Annotated in this window: 24 protein-coding genes and 1 tRNA gene; 19 read left to right on the plus strand and 6 right to left on the minus strand. The window is 52.4% G+C overall.

Going from position 1 to position 23606, the window contains the following annotated elements:
- The first annotated feature begins 57 nt into the window (after positions 1-57).
- The 6 genes from mnmA (at position 58) to TH19_RS20000 (ending at position 5963) form a co-directional block, all read left to right on the plus strand.
- Positions 58-1206, plus strand: coding sequence for a tRNA 2-thiouridine(34) synthase MnmA (mnmA, locus tag TH19_RS19975; RefSeq protein WP_114104129.1), 1149 nt, complete (start codon positions 58-60; stop codon positions 1204-1206).
- 220 nt (positions 1207-1426) lie between these two features.
- Positions 1427-1888, plus strand: a complete 462-nt coding sequence (locus tag TH19_RS19980; protein ID WP_114104130.1) for a hypothetical protein — start codon at positions 1427-1429, stop codon at positions 1886-1888.
- A 213-nt stretch (positions 1889-2101) separates the two neighbouring features.
- Complete coding sequence (locus tag TH19_RS19985) at positions 2102-2569, plus strand: hypothetical protein (protein ID WP_147250801.1); 468 nt, start codon at positions 2102-2104, stop codon at positions 2567-2569.
- A 240-nt stretch (positions 2570-2809) separates the two neighbouring features.
- Positions 2810-2886: transfer RNA gene (locus TH19_RS19990), tRNA-Met, on the plus strand.
- 374 nt (positions 2887-3260) lie between these two features.
- Entirely contained in the window at positions 3261-3467 is a 207-nt protein-coding gene (locus tag TH19_RS19995; protein WP_114104132.1) for a hypothetical protein, read from the plus strand.
- 18 nt (positions 3468-3485) lie between these two features.
- Positions 3486-5963, plus strand: a complete 2478-nt coding sequence (locus TH19_RS20000) for an AAA family ATPase (RefSeq protein WP_114104133.1) — start codon at positions 3486-3488, stop codon at positions 5961-5963.
- Positions 5964-6324: 361 nt separating this feature from the next.
- On the opposite strand, the gene TH19_RS20010 is transcribed toward TH19_RS20000, so the two are convergent.
- The 3 genes from TH19_RS20010 to TH19_RS20020 form a co-directional block, all read right to left on the minus strand.
- A complete protein-coding gene (locus TH19_RS20010) occupies positions 6325-6828 on the minus strand; it encodes an SRPBCC family protein (RefSeq protein WP_114104135.1) in 504 nt (167 codons plus the stop codon).
- On the minus strand, positions 6818-7162 hold the full coding sequence (locus TH19_RS20015; RefSeq protein WP_114104136.1) for an ArsR/SmtB family transcription factor: 345 nt from the start codon (positions 7160-7162) through the stop codon (positions 6818-6820). Before TH19_RS20015 ends, TH19_RS20010 begins: the two co-directional genes overlap by 11 nt.
- A gap of 130 nt (positions 7163-7292) precedes the next feature.
- Positions 7293-8165 (minus strand): LysR family transcriptional regulator, encoded by an 873-nt coding sequence (locus TH19_RS20020; protein WP_114104171.1) that lies wholly within the window; start codon positions 8163-8165, stop codon positions 7293-7295.
- Between the two features lie 112 nt (positions 8166-8277).
- Between TH19_RS20020 and gstA the strand changes: the two genes are divergently transcribed.
- The 3 genes from gstA to TH19_RS20035 are packed head-to-tail and all read left to right on the plus strand — an operon-like array spanning position 8278 to position 9488.
- A complete protein-coding gene (gene gstA / locus TH19_RS20025) occupies positions 8278-8886 on the plus strand; it encodes a glutathione transferase GstA (RefSeq protein WP_114104172.1) in 609 nt (202 codons plus the stop codon).
- Positions 8886-9263: a nuclear transport factor 2 family protein gene (locus TH19_RS20030; RefSeq protein ID WP_114104137.1), complete on the plus strand. Its 378-nt coding sequence runs from the start codon at positions 8886-8888 to the stop codon at positions 9261-9263. Before gstA ends, TH19_RS20030 begins: the two co-directional genes overlap by 1 nt.
- A 3-nt stretch (positions 9264-9266) precedes the next feature.
- Positions 9267-9488 carry a tautomerase family protein gene (locus TH19_RS20035; RefSeq protein WP_114104138.1) on the plus strand — a complete coding sequence of 74 codons (222 nt, stop codon included), beginning with the start codon at positions 9267-9269 and terminating at the stop codon, positions 9486-9488.
- Between the two features lie 65 nt (positions 9489-9553).
- Here TH19_RS20035 and TH19_RS20040 read toward each other — a convergent pair whose 3' ends face one another.
- Both TH19_RS20040 and TH19_RS20045 read right to left on the minus strand, forming a co-directional pair.
- Complete coding sequence (locus tag TH19_RS20040) at positions 9554-10543, minus strand: DMT family transporter (RefSeq protein ID WP_258548052.1); 990 nt, start codon at positions 10541-10543, stop codon at positions 9554-9556.
- Positions 10544-10803: 260 nt separating this feature from the next.
- Positions 10804-11790, minus strand: a complete 987-nt coding sequence (locus tag TH19_RS20045) for a DMT family transporter (protein WP_258548053.1) — start codon at positions 11788-11790, stop codon at positions 10804-10806.
- Between the two features lie 171 nt (positions 11791-11961).
- On the opposite strand from TH19_RS20045, the gene TH19_RS20050 reads away from it, so the two are divergent.
- From TH19_RS20050 to TH19_RS20070, 5 genes are all read left to right on the plus strand, one after another.
- Entirely contained in the window at positions 11962-12891 is a 930-nt protein-coding gene (locus TH19_RS20050) for an AraC family transcriptional regulator (RefSeq protein ID WP_114104139.1), read from the plus strand.
- 439 nt (positions 12892-13330) lie between these two features.
- Positions 13331-14311, plus strand: coding sequence for a C4-dicarboxylate TRAP transporter substrate-binding protein (locus tag TH19_RS20055; protein WP_114104140.1), 981 nt, complete (start codon positions 13331-13333; stop codon positions 14309-14311).
- 88 nt (positions 14312-14399) lie between these two features.
- Positions 14400-14852: a TRAP transporter small permease gene (locus tag TH19_RS20060; RefSeq protein WP_114104141.1), complete on the plus strand. Its 453-nt coding sequence runs from the start codon at positions 14400-14402 to the stop codon at positions 14850-14852.
- Positions 14852-16132 (plus strand): TRAP transporter large permease, encoded by a 1281-nt coding sequence (locus TH19_RS20065; protein WP_114104142.1) that lies wholly within the window; start codon positions 14852-14854, stop codon positions 16130-16132. The genes TH19_RS20060 and TH19_RS20065 overlap by 1 nt, the downstream gene beginning before the upstream one ends.
- 54 nt (positions 16133-16186) lie before the next feature.
- A complete protein-coding gene (locus TH19_RS20070; RefSeq protein ID WP_114104175.1) occupies positions 16187-16903 on the plus strand; it encodes a GntR family transcriptional regulator in 717 nt (238 codons plus the stop codon).
- Positions 16904-17014: 111 nt separating this feature from the next.
- On the opposite strand, the gene TH19_RS20075 is transcribed toward TH19_RS20070, so the two are convergent.
- On the minus strand, positions 17015-17854 hold the full coding sequence (locus tag TH19_RS20075; RefSeq protein WP_114104143.1) for an SDR family oxidoreductase: 840 nt from the start codon (positions 17852-17854) through the stop codon (positions 17015-17017).
- A gap of 184 nt (positions 17855-18038) precedes the next feature.
- Between TH19_RS20075 and TH19_RS20080 the strand changes: the two genes are divergently transcribed.
- The 5 genes from TH19_RS20080 to TH19_RS20100 all read left to right on the plus strand — a co-directional run bounded on the left by TH19_RS20080 (position 18039) and on the right by TH19_RS20100 (position 23591).
- On the plus strand, positions 18039-18644 hold the full coding sequence (locus tag TH19_RS20080; protein ID WP_181846497.1) for a TetR/AcrR family transcriptional regulator: 606 nt from the start codon (positions 18039-18041) through the stop codon (positions 18642-18644).
- A 103-nt stretch (positions 18645-18747) separates the two neighbouring features.
- A complete protein-coding gene (locus TH19_RS20085; RefSeq protein WP_114104144.1) occupies positions 18748-19566 on the plus strand; it encodes an AraC family transcriptional regulator in 819 nt (272 codons plus the stop codon).
- 117 nt (positions 19567-19683) lie between these two features.
- Entirely contained in the window at positions 19684-20586 is a 903-nt protein-coding gene (gene yddG / locus TH19_RS20090) for an aromatic amino acid exporter YddG (protein ID WP_114104177.1), read from the plus strand.
- 187 nt (positions 20587-20773) lie between these two features.
- Positions 20774-22546 (plus strand): tetratricopeptide repeat-containing sulfotransferase family protein, encoded by a 1773-nt coding sequence (locus TH19_RS20095; protein WP_114104145.1) that lies wholly within the window; start codon positions 20774-20776, stop codon positions 22544-22546.
- 70 nt (positions 22547-22616) lie between these two features.
- Positions 22617-23591 carry an adenosine deaminase gene (locus TH19_RS20100; RefSeq protein WP_114104146.1) on the plus strand — a complete coding sequence of 325 codons (975 nt, stop codon included), beginning with the start codon at positions 22617-22619 and terminating at the stop codon, positions 23589-23591.
- Positions 23592-23606: the final 15 nt, after the last annotated feature.

Raw genomic sequence — 23606 nt, forward strand, 5'->3', positions numbered from 1 at the left:
TCGATCTTTCGATAAATTCTTGTCGCTGCGGCCTTGACCCGCAGATGGGTGGGAAAAATGAACTCTCTTGGCTTTGATAAGGCCCCCGAAGATACCCGTGTGGTTGTTGCCATGTCGGGTGGTGTTGACAGCTCCGCGGTTGCGGCCCTTCTGAAATCAGAAGGCTATGACGTGGTGGGCATCACGCTTCAGCTTTATGATATGGGTGCAAATGCACCGACCCGTGCGAAATCCTGTTGTGCCGGGCGCGATATTTATGATGCGCGCAAAGTGGCCGAGGATATCGACATTCCCTATTACGTACTGGATTACGAATCACGCTTCCGCGAAGAGGTGATTGATGATTTTGCCGACAGCTATATGCGTGGCGAAACGCCGATCCCGTGCGTGAAATGCAATCAGACCGTCAAATTCCGTGATCTGCTTGAAACATCGCATGATCTTGGTGCGGACTGCATGGCGACGGGCCATTATGTGCAGCGTAAGCTGGGCGCAAACGGTCGGGCCGAATTGCATCGTGCGGCCGATCCGAACCGCGATCAAAGCTATTTCCTGTTTACCACCACCCAGGAACAGCTTGATTTCCTGCGCTTCCCGCTTGGCCATTTGATGAGCAAGGCCGAAACCCGTGCCCTTGCTGCCAAGTTTGGTCTTGAAGTTGCAGACAAGCCCGACAGCCAGGACATCTGCTTTGTCCCGGATGGCAAATATGCCCGTCTGGTCGAACGCCTCCGTCCCGAGGCGGGCGAGCCGGGCCAGATCGTTGATATCGACGGCAATGTCATGGGCGATCACCGTGGCCTGATCCATTACACGGTCGGCCAGCGCCGTGGTCTGAATATCGGTGGCACGGCAGAGCCGCTTTATGTCGTCAAACTGGTCCCGGAAAAACGTCAGGTCGTGGTCGGCCCCAAGGCCGCCCTTGCCAAGAAAATGGTCTATGTCAAAGACCTGAACTGGCTTGATGGCGATCAGATCAATGAAAACGGGGTCGAGGTCGAAGTCAAACTGCGTTCGGCCATGCAGCCGACCACAGCAACCGTCTTCCCCGAAGCCCGCGGCGAGGCCCGGATTGAACTTCACGACGCCCAGTTCGGTGTCGCACCGGGGCAGGCGGGTGTGTTCTATCAGGGCGAACGCGTCCTTGGTGGCGGCTGGATCACCCGCGAAGAACTGATTTCTACCAGTACACCGAATGCAGCATGATGAACGACATTGCCGTTACGCAATCTTAAGTTGTTGAGATGAAACGAAAACCGGGCAATGTTAAATTGGCCGGTTTTTTTTTGTTACTTCCATATGCTCGTAATGGTTGTTTTTGTGCGCCTCAATGTGGTACAAATTTCCCTTAATTAGGATTGGTTAACTTAACGCATGGTAGAGACGGATAAACCGCGCACCATGTTTCGACGTACTTGGGGGAATAATGACACGCGATAGTCACATCAGACTCGCGGCATTGCTGTGCGGTATCTATGGGGTGGCACTTGCTGCCTATTTTCTGCAACAAACTGCTGCTGTCGACTGGTTGCCGCCTTCAACGGCCTGGCCATTGTCAAATGTGCCCAACTTGCTGCTTCTGAAGGTCGCTGTATTTATTTTTATGCTGATTTCGACCTATCGGGCGGCCCGTCGGCAAATTACGCCGCATAGATGGAAGCGCCGCCTGTATCAACTGTTTGGCTGGGCTCTACTGATTGTTGTTCTGGTGCGGGTCGGGCTTGACGTCGTTGCTGGTTCCTTGGGCCCGTTGGGTGAAATTATTCTGTTTGATGTTGTGCCATTTGCCGTGCCGCTATTTGTTCTGGCACTTGGTTATAACCTGTCAAACGAGGCCAAACGTCGCAAGCAGCGCTATTTCGAGACGCTGGGGATTTCACCGGCCTGATTGGCGGCGCTGTTATGGCATTGCTCCCTCGGGAAATGCTGTTAGGGGCGCATCACTTTGGCGTGTTCGCGGCCCTTATACTTATCAATCAGGGCCATCGGGGTTTGCAGTCAGCTTGCTGCGATCACACATAAAAGAAATGAAATCCTCCATCCGCGCCTGATTCGCACGTCTTTGCGTTTCTCCGTCTGGCATCTCTGATCGGGAGTCCTCATGATCAGATGGTACTACATCTCCTTTATGACCTTGCTGTGCGGGCTTTATGGCTTTCGCATCGCGGGTCAGTATGTGCAGCGTGAATGGCCGCAATCGTGGCTGCCGCCTGCCGGGATGTGGTATTCCGGCGATCTGGGCTATTCCTATCTGCTGGCGATACAGGTTCTGATCCTGATCTTCATGCTGGTGACGACCTGGCGGGCAGGCGCCCATCACATCACCCCGCGCAGCTGGAAACGCCGACTGTGCCAGATCGCAGGGTGGGGCTATCTTGTTGTCATTCTGGCACAGATGATCCCGGGGATTTCATTTCCGCCCGATGCGGCCTGGCTTGCCCATGCCTTTCCGCTGTTTTTCCAGATGATCCTGGCAATTTATATCATCACCCTTGGCATCTATCTGACCTATGATGCGGCACGCCGGAAAGAACATTATTTTCAGGGCTATGGCGCACCCGATAGCTAGGGTGCATTTCCCAAAGGCACGAAAATCCGGCCGGAACGGCAATTGTGAATATATGTTGGGCAGGGGGCCTTGCCCGATGAACTGCTATCGTGTGGCAAGCTTGTACCGCACGGCTTTCGCTTTACGGTTTTATCGCAATCTTTTTTGATAAAAACGTCAAAAAGGCGCTTGACGGGGACGCCTCCCTGACTTAAAAACCGCCTCGTTCCGAACATTGCGGAACACCGCAGAATATACTGTGGCCGAGTAGCTCAGCTGGTTAGAGCAGCGGAATCATAATCCGCGTGTCGGGGGTTCAAGTCCCTCCTCGGCTACCAATTAAATAAGCCCTGCATCACTCGATGCGGGGCTTATTTAATTGGTAGCCTTGGATCGGGCTTGCCCCCGTGGGTTCGCGAGAAAGCGAGGCACGCAGCTTTCGAGAGACATCGCCAAGGATAAAAACCAGCCCAAAGGCTGGTTTTTACAATTCCCTCTTCGGCTATCATCGAATTAAAAAAAAATCCGCTGCCAGAGAGGTAGTCCTTTCCCCACAAGGCATTGTAGTAAAAAGATTTTCTCTGATTTTCAGTTAAGTGCATTTTCATTCTGGAATTGTATTAGGGGGTTTGCAACTAAAGATGGTATCGTCGAAGGTATAAATCCTTAGGCTAGCGTACTGCGTTAGTTTGCTTATTCAGCGGAGCCCCAGATGCCCGAAGAACACCCAAGTTTCGAGTTCGATGACTCCGCCACATTCGATGAGAATATCGCAGCCTTCGTAGAGGTAATCAAAGAGTTGGACGCTCCTCTCGCGGAGACATTGGCTTTAGTTCTCATTGGTCTTGGTAATGGAGAGGAGGTCGAGCAAGCGACTATCCTCAATAGCTTGTACAAAGCTACCGGTATCGAAGGTTAATAGCGAGCACGAGGGGGCATGATGTCAGGGTGGTACTTAGAGAAAATCTCAATTGAGGGTTTCCGCGGGGTGAACAACGAAGGTGCCCCTCTCGTTCTCAAGTTCAAATCGGATGCTGTAAATTCGATTTTTGCGCCGAATGGCGTTGGAAAGAGCTCCATATATGATGCACTGCTATACGCGATAACCGGTAAAATCCCCAAGCTAGACTTATTGCCAGCAAACGAGCAGGGGCAGGGTTACTACCTCAATAAGTTTCATAGTGGAAATACCGGTACTATTGAGCTTTCGTTGTGCTCCGTGCTTAATGGCAATCGTGCTGAGATTAAAGTAGAGCGTGCGTCGAATGGACAGAGAACTGTTACTGCTCAGAATGGAGTAGACGGTGATGCAGTGCTCAAGGAAGTTGACCGCGAGTTTGTTCTGCTGGATGGCGAAACATTTAGGGAATTCATTAATGCGCAGCCGAAGGAGCGAGGGCGGTCTTTTGCTAGCTTACTCGGTCTAAGAAAATACTCTTTGATTCGGCAGGCCCTGACAAAGTTCAGCAACACCGTTTCTTTCGGGAACCACTTTGATCTGCGAGTGAAAACTGCGAAGTTTTCTCAATATCAAACTAGCGCTAGGGATGCATCATCGGGCAGGGCAAGAGCTTATCGAGAGTTAGTGGGAGAGGACTTTGATCCGGCACTTGATGAAAAGGTGCATGTTGAGAAGGCATATTCAGCTCTAAATGGTATAGAGCTCTTGAAGCCTGCTTGTGAAGGGAAAGGGTTTGAAGAAGTCAGTACCGAGACTTGCTTCGAGCTCACTAAAGCGGCTGAAGGTGGAGAAGAGCGAACGCGTTACGAAGCATTGCTCAGGTCTTGTGCTGCGTTAACGGAGGCAATTAAAAAAGTTCCTTCTTCGGGGAGCCTCACCAGTTTAGTTGAGTTGGCTATACAAAGAGATGCAGCGCTATCGGACACACAGGGCGAGGTTTTTAGAGAGCTTTATCTCAGTAGCCAAAAAATTCTGACTGATGAAAGTTGGAAAGATAAAACTACTTGCCCGACCTGTGAAAGAACTGGTTCAGAGTCCGTTCTCGATCATGTTTCGGAGAAAATTGCTTCTTATAGCAAAGTGGTAGAGCTGTCAGGTCAGGTCATGAAGCTGGGTGCTGAGAGTGGTTTTTCTCAGATAAGTGATCTGGAAAAGTTGACGGCAGAGTCAGTCGAGGAAAATGGCTCTTGGTCTACAAATTATAGGGAGTGGATATCGGCAGGGACTATCAATGAAGTGCAAGCTAAGGCCTTCGCCGAATATGCCGATGAAGTAAAGAGTCGTGCGGCCGGAAAACTCAAAGAACAGGAAGAAGAAAAAGACGTTCTGGAAAAGGGGTTGCCGCCAAAACTGACAGATGTAATGCAGAAGATTCAGGCAGCAAAACAACTGCAAGAGAGTATGTCTGCGCTACGTGATGCTATCCAGAACGCTGCAAAGCTTGAAGCAGAGTTAAATCGAATTCAGCGGGTAAAACAGTTCTTGGATGGAGCTAGGGATATGTTTGCTGGCGCGGAGGGCGCAGCAGCTACTCGACGATTAAATGCGATTGAACCCAAAATGCGTGAGTTCTTTGGCGAGGTGATGCACAGTGAGGTGGTTCCTGCGTTGCAGCGTAGTGGGCGTGCAGAGGACATCAATATCTCTCTAGAACAATTTTGGAATCTTCCAAATGTATCTGCGCGAGCTCTGCTGTCAGAGAGTTACCGGAATGCATTTGCAATCAGTGTATACTTAGCCGCTGCGTCCCTTTATGGCGGTGACGCAAAGTTTGTTGTTCTTGACGATGTGACATCGAGTTTTGACTCAGGACATCAACTCCACTTGATGAACGTAATTAAACGATTGTTCGCGCGACCAGCTGTGCCCGATGGACCTCAAGTGATATTACTCAGTCACGACACAGCTCTTGAGAAGCTGTTTAATACCTATAACGGTGAGGCTGGTTGGTATCATCAAGTAATTCAAGGTACAGCTAGAACTTCAGTTCTTCCTCAATCGTCGTCAGTTGACAAGTTAAGGGATGCAACCATCGATTTCCTTAATTCAGGAAACACTTTTGATGGAGCGCCTCGGGTGCGGCAATATCTTGAGTTTAAGCTCCAACACGTCATACATAAGGTAAATATCCCGGTTCCGTATGATATCGTGTTTAGTGACGACAAAAAGATGGCCCAAAATCTCATCACTGCTATTAAAAATGCGGTGGACATTCATCAAGCAGCAAACCGGTTGGTCCTTGAGAATAGCCAAGTTAACGGCTTGGATACAGCCCTTGCTACGATTGTCGGTAACTTTGTAAGTCATTGGGGAACAGGGCAGGGGCAAGCATTTACTGCGCATTCGTTATTGGGCGTTATGCGTGCTATTGATGCGTTCGCAGATTGCTTCAAATACGAAGATCCTGCTGGAAGTGGTAGCCGAAAATTTTACTCTTCACTCAGTAGGCGATGACCTTGCTTGGTGGCGTGTCCCTGCGATTTTGATGGTTTGAGTGCCGTCTTGGTAGCGGGTTCAATAGATGTTTGTGTGGATGGATCTGCTAAGTCATTTATTAACAAGGGATGCAAATGAGAATGCGTGGGTGACTGCCTTGTTGGTAGCCTTGGATCGGGTTTGCCCTCGTGGGTTCGCGAGAAAGCGAGGCACGCAGCTTTCGAGAGACATCGCCCACCGGGCGATGGTCCGCAGGGCAAAGCCCAAGGATAAAAACCAGCCCAAAGGCTGGTTTTTACAATTCCCTCTGGCTTGTTTTACCCGCGGAGTGCTTTGATTTTCTGCGGATCAAATAAGTCTGACGCCTGTTTGCCAGCATCTATCGACTAAATTTCAACAACAACTCATCCAGTCGTTCGAGTGTTGAGGTCAGGCCTGCTTCCATGCCCATATCAATGACGGTTTGCAAGTCTTCTGCCGAGTTATAGCTTACTACTGTTTCGGTAAGCGTATGGTCGCCCTGATCGGTGAAGGTCATGGCGAGGTGGGAGCGCGGCAAATCTGGGTTTGCGACGCCCGTTTCATCGGTAAAGCTGTCATAGCCGGTATAGCCGTCAATCGGGTTGATTGTGTCGTAATCCGTGCGGCTCCAGTAATGGGTGCCATTCGGGTCGATCATGGCAAAGTGCCAGTGACCGCCTTCGCGGAAATCAAACGACTGGGTTTTTGTTGTCAGCGGCTTGGGTGCGTACCACTGATCAAGCAATTCGCTTTTGGTGTAGCAATCCCAGACCAGCTGGCGCGTGGCGGCAAATTCGCGGCGGACGGTCAAAGTGCCTTTTTGCATGTCGGCGATAAAGTTGAAGCGCAAATCAGGTTTCATCATTTCCTCCCTGAAGGGATGTCAGCAAATTATCAAGATTGTCAAAGCGGCTTGCCCAAAGGGCGCGTTGTTCATCGAACCACTTTTCTGCTGTTTCGAGTTTGTCAGGGTTAAAGCTGCAGGTCCGCACGCGACCCTGCTTCTCTGAGGCAATCAGTCCGGCTTGTTCCAGAACGTTAAGATGTTTCATGAAGGAGGGCAGGGCCATGTCATAGGGGGTTGCCAATTCCTTCACCGGCGCTGGTCCTTTGACCAGACGCTGGACCACGGCCCTGCGGGTTGGATCTGCGAGAGCGTGAAAGAGAGTGTCGAGTGATGCTTCATACTTATCCATGCGGCTAACTATATGTGCATTTAATAGTTAGATCAATGGCTAAGTTTTATTTGCTGTTTGGACTGGCGTTCGCAGCAATCAAGGGGCCGTCAATCACTGCCAAGCGGCTCGCGAGATACCCGGTTGTATCCTAGGCCTGAAGGGCTCGCCAGATTTCACCCATGACCCGGCCCATGGTTTGATCACGCCGTCGAATGGCAAATATTTCGGTGTGTCGGGGTCGGAAGCCTTCGACATTAAGTGCCACCAGTTCACCGCTGTTAAGTTCGTCCGAGATCATATGTTCCGGAAGACCGCCCCAGCCGTGCCCATTCATGATCACCGATTTTTTGGTCGCGAAATCCGATACGGTCCAGCGTCGACCACCTGCAAGCACATCGCGCGTCTGATCAAAATCCGGGCCGCCGGTGCCCGAAACAATCACCTGGACATAGCTTTGCATTTCCATGCGTGATCGCATGCCGCTGCGCCCCGCGATGGCAAAGTTTTTATGGGCGACCGGGCGGATCACGACAGAACCAACAGGCGTGGTTTCGACATGATCGATATCGACACCTTCCAGCCCCGCGATAATAAGATCGGCATTCCCCTTCATCAGACGGGCCAGCGGGCCACCCATCATCTCGGTTGCAACCGCGATATGGGTGTTGGGGAATTTGTCGCCGATTTCGCCAAGTACTTTCAGGATTGGTTCAAGCGACATGGTCGCAGTCAGCGCAATCCGAACCAAAGGTTCCTGTGTGCTGCGCAGTTCTTTGGCGGTGGCCTGAAGCTGGTGGAACTGATCAAGTACACGGGTCGCTTCGCGCAGGAAAACTTCGCCTTCTGATGACAGGCGGGGGCGGTAATCCTCGCGCGAGAAAATGGCAAAGCCCAGCTCATCCTCAAGCTTGCGGATTTGGTGGCTGATGGCTGATTGCGCCTTATTGAGGCGCTCGGCCGCACCGCGAAAGGTGCCGGTACTGACAACTGCGTCAACCGCAATGAGTTGTTCCAGGTTCATCGGGGCCTCAAGATGATCTATATTATAGATCGTTATCATGAAAACTCGATATTATCAATTGCTCGTCCGGTTTGGCAAAAAAGGGGCATACACCAAACCCAAGGAGCACCCAATGAAGCTTTATTATCTTCCCGGCGCCTGTTCGCTTGCCAGCCATATCATGTTGCACGAAGTTGGTGCGCAGTTTGACATCGAAAGCGTCAACACCAAGGAAGGCCGTACCGAAAGCGGCCGTGCATACCGCGAGATCAGCCCGAATGGCTATGTCCCGGCGCTTGAGATTGAAACGGGCGAGCATTTGACCGAGGGGGTCGCGGTTCTCCAACATATCGCCGACACCCACCCCGACCGTGCATTTTCGCCAAAGCCGGGTTCGGTCGCCCGCGCACGTTTGCAGCAGTATTTGAACTTTGCAGCAGCAGAACTGCACAAATCCTGGGGCCCGCTTTTTGCCGATGGCGCAAGCGCGGCAGAGCAGGAAGCAGCAAAGACCAAGATCGCAACAAAGTTCGATCATCTCGAAAGCGTGCTTTCAGACGGGCGTGATTGTCTTGTCGAAAACCGGTTTTCGGTGGCCGATGCCTATATGTTCGTTCTGGTGAACTGGGCGAACTTCAAGAAAATCAACCTTTCAAACTGGCCGAACCTTGCAAGGTTCGTTGACCGTATTTTGGCGCGCCCGGCGACACAGGCCGCGATGAAGGCCGAGGGGCTTGTGTGATGAAATCCGCCGATGAATTGGCAGTCGATGAATTGATGGATCGGTATTTTGACGGTCTCTATCATTCCGATAGTACCGTTTTGCGAACGGTCTTTCATCCCGCGCTTGCCTATGTCAATGCGACCGCTGGCAATCATGAATTCATGGATATTGATGCCTATATGACGCGGATCGATAACCGTGAACCTCCGGCAGTTCGTGGCGAGAAACGCAACGAAAGCGTTGATCGCGTCACGTTAACTGGTCGCCAGATGGGCTTGGTCGAGGCCCGCATGACCATGATGGGTCGGGATTATCAGGACCTGTTGACATTGATCCACACCGATGACGGCTGGAAAGTGATAACGAAGGTTTTCGCCTATCAGGAAAAAGGGTAAGCCATGCCTTACGTCAATATCAAGGTGACCCGCGAAGGCGGACCGGATGGCACCGGCCCGACATCAGAAGAAAAAGCCCGCCTGATCAAGGGTGTTACCGACCTGCTTCAGGATGTCCTGAATAAATCACCCGCAACAACCTTTGTGGTGATTGACGAGGTGTCACTCGATGACTGGGGCATATCGGGGCGATCCGTCCGTGATATCAGGGCAACACAAAGCTAGTTGCTGAACATTCATCCGTCTGACTGGAAACAAGCCCTGCGACGAATGGTGCAGGGCTTGTTTTATTATATCCTCTGCCCCGTCAGGCGCCCGTCAATCACCGCCAGCCCGACCCCGATAACACCCATTCCGATGATGTGTTGCATCAGAAGCGTTTCGCCAAGGAACCCAACGCCAAGCAGGATCGCACTGACCGGGATCAGGAAGGTGACCAGCAGAAGGTTCGATGCGCCAGCGCGTTTCAGGATCGCGAAATAAAGGATATAGGCAAGCGACGTTGAAAGGGCGGCAATCCCGAAAACGGCAAGGATGGTTTCCGATGACGGAACCGGAAGGGTCCAGGGGTGATCGATAATGGCGGCAAGCGGGATCAGCATGATGCTCGATGCGCTGGTCATTCCGGCCGCGGTCAGGATCGGGTTCATGCCACCAAACCGTTTGCCAAACACTCCGGTGCAGCCATAGCAAAATGTCGCAAGCAGGATCGCAAAGGGCGCAAGCGGGGCCAAAGTCGAGGTTGGTTTAAGCGGGCTTTGATCGCCCGGTGCAAGGTTTTCGACACCGGGCAGGCCGATAATCACCACCACCCCGGCAAAGCCGATCAGAACCCCCAGTGCCTTGCGCAGATTAAGCTTTTCATTATCGGTGGCGATATGGGCGATGACGATGGTGAAAAGCGGTGTCGTCGCGTTCAGGATTGCGGCAAGACCACTTGCGATATGGGTCTGACCCCAGACAATCAGTGAAAAAGGCACAAGATTGTTAAACGCCCCCATAATGACAATCGCGCCCCAGAATTTCGGATCACGCGGGATCGGAATATGACGCAGCAATACCACCCACCACAGGATCAGCGACGCAATGGTGACCCGTGCCAGCACAAGGGTAAAGGGCGGCAAATCAACAAGCGCGATCTTGGTAAAGAAAAACGAGCCACCCCAAAGAACCGACAGGACCAGCAACATCAACCAGCTTGTTCCGTCCATTTTAAGGTCGGGCGTCATTGCGGACTGTGACGGGGCTGGTGTTATGGGGGCTTTGGATTCCGTGGACATGGGGCCGGTATCCTTTGGGTGTGCTGTTTCGCAAACGGCATTGGGGTAAGTGGCGGCGTTCAATCGGGTTTGGTGGCGTGTCGGGGAAACAGGTTTGCGCGAATGCCCGTTTTCATCAAGCGCAAAGCGCGGTGGGGTGATTTCGGTTGGTAACATGATATGTCCGTTCCTTTGTCCTTGGGTGGCGGACAAAGATTAGGCGAGCAACATTTTCGCTGCTCGCCACATTCGGACATCAATGTTTGGTTGGTTTGGTGCGGTTACTTGGCCGGTTCGGTGCGGCCATGCATCTTGATGAATTTCGGAAGCTTGGCAAAGATCGTGATATTGCCAAGCAACACCATGGCAAGGCCGGTTGCGCCAATCGGTGTCCAGACATAGCCTTCAAGGAAGGTCGAAACGGTCAGTGCCACCACCGGGAACAGAACGGTGACATAGGCCGCACGCCCGGCACCAACCCGGTTGACCAGTGCGAGATAGGCAATAAAGGCAACCACCGAACCCGGAATAGCAAGATACAGCAACCCGCCGATATAGACCGGGTCGGTCGGCATCACCGGCGTCTGGCCGCGCAAGGTGGCAAAGACAAACAGCAGTACCGTGCCATAAATCATCCCGCGTGCAACCGCATCACGGTTGGGAATACCCATGCTGTGCAATTTAACCGAAACCATATTGCCGCAACTGAAAACGGCCGTGCCACCAAGGGCCAGCAACATGCCGGTTATCGCATGGGGATTATGGGACAGCGCATAAATCTGGTTGGCAAACAGGCAGGCAATCCCGCCAAGGCCGAATGCCGCGCCAAACACAAAACGGATGCCCGGACGGTTGCCATAAAAGGCCCAGTTGCCCAGCGCATTGAAGATGGTCGAGGTGGTGAAAATCACCGCAACAATGCCCGACGCGATATAGGCGGTGGCCGAATACATCAGGATAAAGTTGATGCCAAAAAGCCCGCAACCCAACAGGACAATCCATGGATGGGCACGTAGCGGAACAGGCCGCCATTTGCGGGCAATCAGCAGAAAACCGCACAGCACGGCAGCGGCAAGGGCAAAACGGTAAAAGATCGAAATTTCAACCGGGATCGGCCCGATCTGAAGTTTGATCGCATACCAGGTAAATCCCCAGCAGATCGTAACAATAGCAAACAAAAAGGCGGTCATTGCGGGGCTTTCATCAAAGGCACGCGGGCGATGGCCCGATCGGGTGGCGCAAGAGGGGCTTGGTTGTGCAACAGACATGTGGGGCATATCCGTCAGGCACGATTAAGACATATTCGGGGGCAGGGTTCTTTCACGTTCTTGCGGTGTTTTACACATTCTTGCGCAAAACAGGGCAGGGATGCGTTCATCGGGCTTTGCAAGTTTCGGGACCGGTGCGAATATGATGGTCAGAAGTATCAGGAAACCTTGATGTCAGAACCGCATGTCGCCGACTTTTCCCGGTCCGGTTTTCAGCCGAACGGGCGCTATCAGAAGTTTGAAGTCTTCAATCAATTGATCGGGGACGCCAATCTGTTGCGCGCGGGTGATTTTGGCGACAGCATCTCGGTGGCGCATTGGCGCCGCAAAGCCGATGTCATGACGCGTTATACCGATCCCGATCATCACACCATCAGTCTTTATGTAAATGGTGGTACCGGCATTCAACGCCAGCTTGGTGCCGATCCCTTGACCGGGGGCGGACCGGGGCGTTGTTGCCTGATGCCGGCATTCATGACATCCGACTGGCTTGTTCAGGGCGAGGTGGAGTTGTTCCATCTTTACATTCCCCATGCCGCATGGGAACGCGCCGTGGTCGAGGCATTTGATATCGAACCCGACGCGGTCGAGGTGCCGGAAAAGACCTTTTTCCTTGATCCCCTGATCGAACATACAGTGCGTCATGCCATGTTGCCGCTGGACTGGAATATCCCCGCTGACCGGATGGCAATGTCTAATGCCGGGCAGCTACTGATGGGCCATATGCTGCGCAGCTATTCGACCCGTCGCGATCTTGGTTTCAAGATTCGTGGTGGCTTGTCACCGGTTGTAAAGCGCCGGGTGATTGATTTCGTTGATGCCCATCTTGATCAGCCCCTGACAATCGAAGAACTGGCTGCTGTGGCCGATCTGTCTGCCTATCACTTTGCGCGCATGTTCCGCAAAACACTGGGCGAGGCCCCGCATAAATTCGTTCTGCGTCGCCGTATTGAACGTGCAATGGAAATGCTGCGCGATGACCGGTCATCGGTGGCCGAAATTGCCGTTGCAACCGGCTTTTCAAGCCAGGCCCACCTGACCACACGTTTCGCCAGTTTTACTGGCCTGACTCCGGCAAAATATCGCGCCGTCGCACAATAAGCGGTCCCTTGTGATGACAAGTGGCGTGAATGCCCCTGTGCCGGGCGCAATTCCCGTTTTCTTCCCAATGCATTTCCAGATGGTCGCAAGGCTGCCAAGTCCCGGTTTTTCAACTGATTAACCGATCTGTGACTTATGGTCGGATCGTCCCGTTTCTCCCTTGAAAATCAGAATTCCCTAACAGTTTTCGTCTTGTGCCAAAGACGGGAAAGGGGCCGCGTATGCGCGTTTTGACTGGGGTGGTATTTGACCTGTTTGCGTCTTGGTTGATTACAAGTGGCGTTCTCTATGAAGTATGAAATATTCTAAGTCATTTTAATTAAACGATTTTTACAAGTGGAGAATTTCGTTGACAAGATTGGGGAATGATAATTAGGATTTTACAACAACTAAAATATCAATTTTGGCAAAATGCCAATTCAACGGGAGGATATCCAAAATGAAACTTGCGGTAAAAACACTCGGACTGTGTGCTGTTCTGGCGGGTGCAGTCACATTTGCCATGCCGGCAACCGCGGCGACGACCCTTCGGATCGGGACGGTTTTGTCGCCGAATGATCCGATGGGACAGGGACTTGAAAAGTTCAAAGCCGATGTGGAAAAGGCAACCAACGGTGATGTGATCATCGAGGTTTTCCACAACTCGCAGCTTGGCGATACCACGGAAATGATCGATCAGGCCCGCGCGGGTGCAGCTGTGGGCACGGTTACCGATGTAGCCCGTCTTTCAAGCTTCGTGCCGTCGCTTGCCATCATGTCGGCACCCTTCCTTTTTGATACCTATGAAGAGGCCGATAAATTCGCCCTGTCCCCGGAATACATTGCCTGGGGTGACGAGTTGCGCGAAAAATCCGGTCTCGTGATGATTGCATCAAACTGGTATCAGGGTGCGCGCCATGCACTAACCCAGAAACCGATTTCAAGCCCGGCTGATCTTTCCGGTGTTCGTATGCGGACCATCGGTGCGCCGGTCTGGATCGAAACCATCCGTGCCATGGGTGCCGAGCCGACCCCGATTGCCTGGGGTGAAGTTTATACCGCCTTGCAGCTTGGCTCGATTGATGCTGCCGAAGCACAGCCGACCGCAATCTGGAACGCCAAACTTTATGAAGTGATCAAGAACGTCACCAAAACCGGTCACATTCAGCTGGTCACCGCCCTTGTTGTCGGTGCGCAGGCATGGGACGAAATTTCCCCTGAAAATCAGAAAATCGTCCGTGATCTTGCCGTCGAAGATGGCCGCTACGCGTCCAAACTGACCATCGAATTGGGCGAAAAGGCACTGGCCGATGTTGCGGCAAGCGGCGTTGAAGTCAGCGACGTTGATCTGGCTCCGTTCAAGGAAGCCGTTGCACCGGTTTACAAGATGCTCGATCTCGAAGCCGAGGCTGCAACCGTCAAAAAGGTTCTGGGTCGCTAATCCCTGCGAACTGACCAATTTGTCTTGCCTCCGTGCGTTGCCTTTTCCCAAGGCAACGCACACCAAACTTCAGGATGGAATTGAATAAATGCTCAAGCGAATTGAGTTTGCATGTGCCGGGGGGCTTCTGGTTGCTGTTGTTGTCCTTGTGGCAATTGCCTCAGTGGCCCGTGCGATGGGATCGCCAATTATCTGGTCGGTCGAAATGGCACAGCTGATCTTTGCCTGGCTTTGCATGCTGGCAGCCGACATCGCCATGCAGGAAGACCGGCATTTCGGGCTTCAGGTTCTGCAAGAAATCTTTTCTGCACGGACCGTTGGCCTGATCGAGATTTTCAACATTATCGTTGTCATCAGCTTCCTTGCCTTCCTGCTTTATTACGCATGGGGAAATATGATCCTGATGCATCCGCGCCTTGTTGGCGCAGCCCAGATTAATGCCTCCTACATCCATGCGTCGATGGTGGTCGGTATCCTTCTTATGATGCGAACCATGGTGGTCCAGCTTGTTCGGCGCATTCGGAACTGGGGGACCGTCTGATGTTGATCTTGATTGCAGTTCTTTTCGGGGTTTTCCTGATTATCGGAATGCCGGTCGCCTTTGCGCTTGGTCTGGCTTCCATTCCTGTTTTTGTCGTCAGTGGTGCTATGCCGCCGACCGTGGTCATTCAGAAAATGGTGACCGCGACCCAAAGTTTCCCACTTCTTGCCGTGCCGTTCTTTATTCTGGCCGGCAACCTGATGAATGTGACTGGGATTACCTATCGCCTTGTTAAATTTGCCCGTCTTTTGACCGGCTGGATGGCCGGTGGTCTGGCACAGGTTTCCATTGTGCTTAGTTTCATGATGGGCGGTATTTCCGGATCGGCGGTGGCTGATGCCTCGATGGAGGCACGCCTTCTTGGCCCCAGCATGATCAAACAGGGATTTTCCAAGGCATCAACGGCGGCGGTTCTTGCATTCGGTTCGGTTATTACCGCAACCATCCCGCCCAGCATCGGTTTGATCCTGTTTGGCTTTGTAAACGAAGTTTCCATCGGTCGTCTGTTCCTTGCCGGGATCATTCCGGGGATCTGTCTGACCATTGTTTTGATGATCACGTCCTGGTTTGTCGCAAAAAAGAACGGCTATAAACCCGATCTTCCGCATATGCCCGGCAGCAAGGAACTTCTTAGCAGCTTTGGCGAAAGCATCTGGGCGCTGGCCTTTCCGGTGATCCTGATTGTCGGGTTCCGGTTTGGCCTGTTTACCGCGACCGAGGCCGGTGCGTTTCTTGTTTTCTATGCGCTTGCAGTTGGTCTTTTTGCCTATCGCGAACTTGATTTCGCAAAGTTCAAGGAAGCGGTCACAAGCTCGGTCTCCGATCTTGGCATGGTGATGTTGCTGATCATTATGGCGGCGGTTCTTGGCTATGCCATGACGATTGAACGTGCCCCGCAACAGATTACCGAATTTGTAACGACCCTGACGGAAAACCCGACGGTGATCCTGATCCTTGTTGTTGCGGTTCTGGTGATCAGCGGCATGTTCCTGGAAGGGGCGGCCAACATCCTTTTGGTCACGCCGATTGTCATGCCGGTTCTGGTCAATGCCGGTTACGACCCGGTGCATATGGGCATTCTGATCGTTACCCTGATCAATTTTGGCGGGCTTACGCCGCCGGTCGGGGTCATCATGTTTACGGTATGCGGCATTCTTGACGTCAAAACCGGGGCCTATTCCAGGGCATCGATCCCGTTCTTCATTGCGATGGTTATCTTCTTCATCCTGATGGCGGCGATCCCAAGTTTGACGTTGTTGTTGCCTAACGCATTAATGTAATCAGTGATCTCAAGGATTTAGGCATTCAAAGAATTGCCAGGGAGATAGATGAAAATGAACACATCTACACACGGACTGATTGGGATCGCAGATGGCGGGATCAAGGGGAATGCCCATGTTCCGGCGTCGGCACTGGTCTATGAAGATATCCGCAACCGGATCATTTCATTGGCATTGTTGCCCGAAACCACCTTGGTCCGTGCCGAACTTGCCGAAAGTTTCAAGGTCAGCCAGTCACCGGTGCGCGAAGCCATCATGCGTCTCGAACAGGACGGGCTGGTGGTGTCCTATCCGCAGTCTCGTACCGTTGTGACCAAAATTGACGAAGCCCGCATTCGCGAAGAACATTTTCTACGTGTTGCGGCCGAATGCGAAGTTGTGCGCCAACTGGCCGATGTCAAGGAATCCAGTGCCGTGACCAAGGCCAAGGGTATCCTGAAAATGCAGGAAGCTCTGGTTGATGACGTTGAACAGGTTGATCTGTTCAAGCAGCTTGATGACAGTTTTCACGCCACATTGTTTAACGGGGTGAACCAGTCGAACCTGCATCTTCAGATCACCGCACGCAGTGGCCATCTTGCGCGTGTGCGTACCCTTGATCTGCCGCGTGCCGGTAAAATGGTCTCGGTTCTCGAAGGGCACAAGGCGGTCATTGATGCCATTCAGGCGGGTGATGCTGCGGCGGCGGTGACCGAAATGCGCCAACATCTGTCGGGAACGATGGAACGGCTTCCACTGATCATCAAGGAAAACAGGGACCTGTTTTCCTGACCACAGACTCCCTATTCCTGAGGTAGGGTGTTGCCGGGATCAAGGCTTGTGGATTTAAGGTCTGATCCTGACTGGTGCGTAGCAATTCCTTGCTGCGCACCATTTTTTTGATCAGGCGCGTTTTGCCAATTGCCACAGGCCGGTTTTGGCAACGGTTTCGGCGTAGCGGATCAGGCTGTTGGGATCGCGTCCCAGAATTGCTTTTACATCCTGTGTCGGTGTGCTGTTGCGACCGTCCAGAACTTCACTGAACAGATAGCGGATCAAACCCCGGAATTCATCCGGCACAGCATCTGCCGCCAGACCGTTGTCAAGTTCATCAAGGGTGATGGGAACGAAATGGACCGGGCGGTGGATTGCCTGTCCGATGATTGCAGTGACATCGGCAAAGGTCAGGGCCTCGGCCCCCGAAAGCTCATAGGTCTTGCCGATATGTGCAGGATCAAGCAGGCAGGCAACCGCGCATTCGGCGATGTCATCGGCATCAATAAACGGTTCCGGGATATCGCCAGCGGGCAGGGCAAGGGTGCCCGACTGGATATAGGGCAGGAAAAGATCCTCGCTGAAATTCTGGAAGAACCAGTTGGCGCGCAAGATCGTGGCATCGGCACCTGATTGCAAAAGAGCATCTTCCGCCCGGTGGGCAGCTTCTTCGCCGCGCCCGGATAACATCACAAGGCGTTTGGCCCCGTTGGCAAGGGCCGCCTTGGCAAATTGCGCAATGATGGCATCCGATCCCGGTACTGCAAGATCGGGCTGGAAGGTAATGTAAACGGCATCAACATCCTTAAGGCAATCCTGCCAGCTATCGGGGTTGGTCCAGTCAAAGGACGGGCTGGTGCTGCGCGACACGGCGCGCACTTCATGGCCTTGCGCACGCAGTTTGTCGGCAACGCGGCGACCGGTTTTGGCGGTTGCGCCAAGGACAAGATAACGGGGTTTTTTACTCATTTCCGGGGGCTCCTGATCGGGGTTTCAAAATGTGAATAATCCTCACATTTGCCAAATGTGATAAATCCTCGTATTCTGTCCGTCAAGAGAGTTTGGTGTTCACAAACCTGTGTCCGCATCCAAATCGGGTGGATGGTTACAGGTGAAAACAGGGCGCAAGTATTTGTCGGAAAACGCGAAAAAGATGCGGAAGCTCCCCACGCAAAAAAGAAGCCGCGAACGGGTTGAAAACATCCTCAAGGCTGCGTGCGAGCTGATTGCAGCACAGGGAAGTGATGCGATGAAGATGGGGGAACTCGCAGAAAAGGCGGGAGTCCCGATTGGATCGCTTTATCAATATTTCCCGGACAAGGCGTCAATCATTCACGCACTTGCCGATCGATATAACGAGGATTCTCAACATTGTATCGAAGAAGCTCTTGCCGGTGTGACAAGTGCCAGGGACCTGATCGCGGCCTTTGATCAGTTGATTGATACCTATTACGAGCTGTTTCTGGCCGAACCGGTGATATGTGATATCTGGACCGGGACACAGGCCGACAAGACCTTGCGCGATATGGAACTTGAAGTCAGTCGCGCCAATGCGGCCCTTTTGACCAAGACGGTTTTACGTATCCGCAACAATGACGGGGATGCCGGTAAACTTGCCGCGCGTTGTTTGCTGATCATGTATAACGGCGAAGCAACCATGCGCCTTGCCGTTTCTGTCCCGGCCCGCGAAGGACGCGAAATCGTTGCGAGCTATAAACGCATGATCCGCCGCGAATTTGAAGAAATGCTGCGGGTCTGAAGTGATTGGCATATCCCGATGGTGGTGCCGACTGATATCATGAAGCCTGCTTGCGTCGGGGTTTAAACCTTCAGGAAGCGCGCTTCTGATTTACGGGGAAGATATGCATTACAGCCTGCGGCAATATCGCGCCCAAGCCGAAAGTCATAGTCACAGCGATTTCCACCAGATCATTATTTCCGATCTGGGACGGCTTGAGCTTGAAATAGAAGGGCGTGGCGGGGAAGTCTGCGGGCGGCAAATGGCATTTGTTGAAGCCGGACGAACCCATGCCTTTCGCGCCGAGGGACTGAACCGCTTTCTGGTGCTGGATGTGGATATCACTCTTGCGCAGAGAACCGGGATTGAGGCCCTTTGGCATAAATCCGGGAATGCATCCTCGTATCTTGAAATCCTGAGCGGCTATCAGGGTGGACTTGTCGGGTTGCTTGAGGCGCGAAATCATCAAACGCAAATTCGGCTTACCCGTACTGAGTTCACTGATCCCGGTGATGACAATACAGCATTGATGAGTGGTTTGCGTCATCTCCTGGCCCATAGCCGTGCGACCATCGGTCGACACCCCGATACCGGGAACGCACTACCATCGCGACTTATCCGGGTGACGGCCTGGGCGGAAACCAGACTGGCCGAGGATATCAGTATTTCTGATATGGCCCGGATTGCCGCCCAATCTGAAAGCAGCCTGTTTAGTGCCTTCCAGCAATATCTTGGCACCAGCCCGATGCGTTGGCTTGCCGAGCAACGATTGCAAACAGCGTTGGCCATGTTGCAGGACGAGCAGATCGGGCTTTCAATCGGTGATCTTGCCTGTGCGGTTGGCTACAAAGATCAAAGTGCCTTTTCGCGTGCGTTCTCGCGGCGTTTCGGTTGCTCCCCTGTGGTGATCCGGCACAAGAAACACCCGGTGCTCGACGCCTGATCTCACCTTGTATCTATAATCTGCTTGCCATGTCCAAATTCGGAGTTTGGGCAAAGACGTGTTGCCGTGTTTTACGCATCTTCGGGTTTGTTGATAACGCAAATGCAGGTGCAGGACATGAACGTCGGGCCAGGAAAACAAACAGCGACGATGGTTGGGACGACTGCTGTACTCCTGTGGTCGCTTCTGGCGCTTTTTACCACAGAAGTCTCTGATATCCCGCCGTTCCAACTGGTTAGTTTGTGTTTCTCGATTGCCAGTATCCTAAGCTGTATCTGGATCATGGGGCGGGGTGGGTCGGTGATTTCAGCGTTACGCCAACCGCTTGGGGCCTGGATTCTGGGTGTTGGCGGGCTGTTTGGTTATCACTTTTTCTATTTCGTCGCCCTTGCCAATGCGCCCGCCGTTGAAGCCAGTCTGATTGCTTATTTATGGCCGCTTTTCATTGTTCTGTTTTCGGCCCTTTTGCCCGGCGAAAGATTGCGCTGGTATCATGTTGCGGGTGGCGTTCTTGGGCTGACCGGGGCTGTCTTGCTGGTAAGTAAGGGCAAGGGCCTGTATTTCGATCCGGCCTATGCGGTGGGGTATGGGGCGGCGATTGTTTGTTCTTTCCTGTGGTCAGGCTATTCGGTTTTGAACCGTCGTTATGCTTATGTACCGGTAAATGCCGTATGTGGATTTTGTGCCGGGGCGGCTGTTTTGGGCTTCATAACCCATGGCATGACAGAAATATGGGTCGTTCCAGACATGACCCAGTGGCTCGCTATACTTGCCTTGGGGCTTGGCCCGGTTGGTGCTGCATTCTTTGTCTGGGATTACGGCACCAAGCATGGCGATATCCAGATCCTTGGTGTCGCATCCTATGGTGCGCCGTTGCTCAGTACCTGTTTTCTGATTGCTTTTGGCAAGGCCGTGGCAACGCCGGTTGTGGTTGCCGGGTGCTTTTTGATCGTTACTGGTGCCATCCTGGCATCAAAAGAACTTCTGTTTCGGCCTTTGCGCAACGTGTCCCGGAAGTGAGCCGGATACTGTTTTTCGGCAGCAAATTAGAAGAAAATTCTGTCAGAGATATGTTGATTTCACAAATTCGTGATTTTTCCCGTTGGGGTAGTTGTTTGTGCTTTGCGTCATCAATTAAATGACTTATGGTCTTGTTGTACTTGGGGAGGGGGCGTGAGATTAATTGATCGCATCCAGGGACAAATGAATGACGCAGTTGAAAACCGATATTGCCGCTGATCTTAAAAAGGCAATGTCTGCCGGTGACTTTGAAACGGCTGCGAAGGTCGGTGTTCGCATTTTGCGCACGCATCCGAAACGTGCCGATATCCAAATTATGACTGCTGTTAGCGAGTTGCAGGGTAAGAACCCTTCTGCTGCGGGCCCTCGCTTGATTAAACTGTTTAGAGCTGTTCCCCGAAACGACAAGCTTTTTGATGCGGTTGTACAGAATCTGCGCCAATATTCACAAATTACAAATGACTTTAGTTCAGTCGAATCTGTTATAGAAGAGCGCCTTAATGCTGCGCCGCAAGAATACGTATTTGCGTACCTGTTGGGAGACACGATTTTTCAACGCGTTATAGCTGTCAGCCCCGGTAAGTGCGTTGATTCAAGGCTCAGCCTAGCTGTTGAGGTGCTTCAAAGGATACCTGAAAGCAGCAAATTTTTTAATGATGTTCAAAAGCTGATTGCAAACATCCATTTGCATCAGGAAACATATGATATTGCGTTGGAAGTGTTAGAAAAGGCCTTGGTACGTGAGCCGGGGAACCTGGATCTGCGTGTGTTTTTAACCTCCTGCTATGCAATGGCTGGAAAAGTAGAGCAGGCGGTTAAAAGTAGTTTGGCTGTGATATCGGAACAGCCGGAGTACAGCGCACAGCCATATGTTGTGATCTCATTCATGCGACCACAGGCAATGCCTGAGAGTTCCGTTGCCAGCCTTGAAGCAATTCTCGCTAACCCCAGATCGGACGGGGCTACAAAGTACAAGGCTTATTTCGCTTTGGCGAAGATTGCAGAAACAGATGGCGATATGCAGCGAGCTTTTGCTTGCTATGAAAAGGGTCACGCCGCAAATCGTTTAGCAAGGCCCTTTGACATGCACCAAGAGCTTGGACAAATGCAAGTTCTGGAAGATACCGTAAGGAAATACGCGTTCCAGAGTGATGTGGCATTCGAAGCGAAGGATGCCGATGCTGCTGGCCCAAAGCCAATATTTATCGTCGGAATGCCGCGATCCGGTACCACCCTTACTGAGCGTATCTTGGGTGCACATCCAGATGTTTATGCTGCTGGGGAAGTAGGTGACTTCGCAAAGGCCGTTGCGGAGGTTGTTGGCCGGGGAACCATGACCGAACAGCTTATGCGCCTGGACAAGAAGGCAATTCGGAAAATCAGATTGAAATATCTGGCGGCGTTGAATGCCTATGCACCAGAAAAACGCTTTGTCACGAACAAGACACCGGCAAATTTCTTGCGTCTTGAGATGATCCGCCGGGTGTTCCCTGATGCTCCGATCATTCACACCCATCGTCATCCGCTGGCGACCTGTCTTTCGATCTATACAACGCCATTTGCCGTTCCGATGCGCTATGCCGATGATCTGGGTCAGTTGGCGGATTACTATCGCGCTTATGTTTCCCTGATGAAGGTGTTCTTTGAAACCGATCAGGCGGGTAAGTTGTATGATCTGACTTATGAGGATCTGATTGCCGACCCGGAAACGGTGGCCAAGGACTATCTGGCGCATTGCGGGCTGGATTGGCGTCCGGAATGTTTGGAGTTTTATAAAACCGATCAGACGGCGGCGACCGCAAGCATGATTCAGGTCCGTCGTCCGATTTTCAAAGACTCGCTCGGTAAATGGCAGCGGTTTGAACCCTATATCGGACCGCTGGCGGAACTTGCCGATGGCAGTGATGACAATATGGCAAACGCGGCACAGAAATCATCGCGCAAAGCGGTTGCTGCGTGACCTTATGGGGGCTTCGGGTTAGAAAGTATCTTGAGATAAAAAAGATACCGACATAACCGGAGCGCCCCTTATGACCCTGACGATCCCGAAGGCCGAGCTGCATCTGCATCTTGAAGGGGCATTGACGCCCGCGCTTGTGCGTGCATTTGCCAAGCGCAATAACCTGACCTTGCCTGATGGCATCTATGACGATCAGGATCGTTACATCTGGGGTGACTTTCCGGAATTCCTCAAAAGCTTTGACAAGGCCAGTGCGGCCATCCGGACCAAGCAGGATTATTCCGATCTGACCCACTTCTACCTGACCGAACAGGCCAAGGTGGGCGCGCTTTATGTCGAGCTTTTCTGTTCACCGACCCATGCGGCGGAATGTGGCCTGTCTTATGATGATCATCTCGAAGCGGTGGTTGACGGCATTGATCGTGCCGAAAAGGAAACCGGGATTATCGGCCGGATCATTATGACCTGTGTGCGCCATGTTGGGGGTGATATCGCGGTCAAGGTCGCAAAAGAAACAGCCGATTGCGGTCATCCTTATATCGTCGGATTTGGGATGGGCGGGAATGAAAGCATGTTCTCGCAGGAAACGTTTTATCCGGCCTTCAAGATCGCTGCGGACGCTGGTTTGGGCTGCACCACCCATGCTGGCGAAGTGCAGGGACCAGAAAGTGTCTGGGATGCGATTGATAAACTGCCTGTGACCCGGATCGGGCATGGTGTGCGCTCGATTGAGGACCCGAAACTGGTCGAAACACTGGCAAAGCGCGGAATTGTTCTGGAAGTCTGTCCGGGCTCGAACATCTCGCTATCGGTCTATCCGGATTATGCGTCGCACCCTTTGCGCAAATTCCATGATTCCGGTGTGAAAGTCACGCTGGGGTCTGATGATCCGCCGTTTTTCCACACCAGCTTGGCCGAGGAATATCAACGCGCCAAGGACGTGTTTGGCTTTAGCGATGATGAATTGCTCGGTGTCACCCGCACAGCACTTGAAGCTGCCTTTGTCGATGACGCAACCAAGGCGAAATTGCTGGCCAAGCTTTAAGGTTATCGAGTTTAT

Origin of the sequence: Thalassospira profundimaris (genome assembly GCF_003326675.1) — a bacterium.
GTDB classification, from domain to species: Bacteria; Pseudomonadota; Alphaproteobacteria; order Rhodospirillales; family Thalassospiraceae; genus Thalassospira; species Thalassospira aquimaris.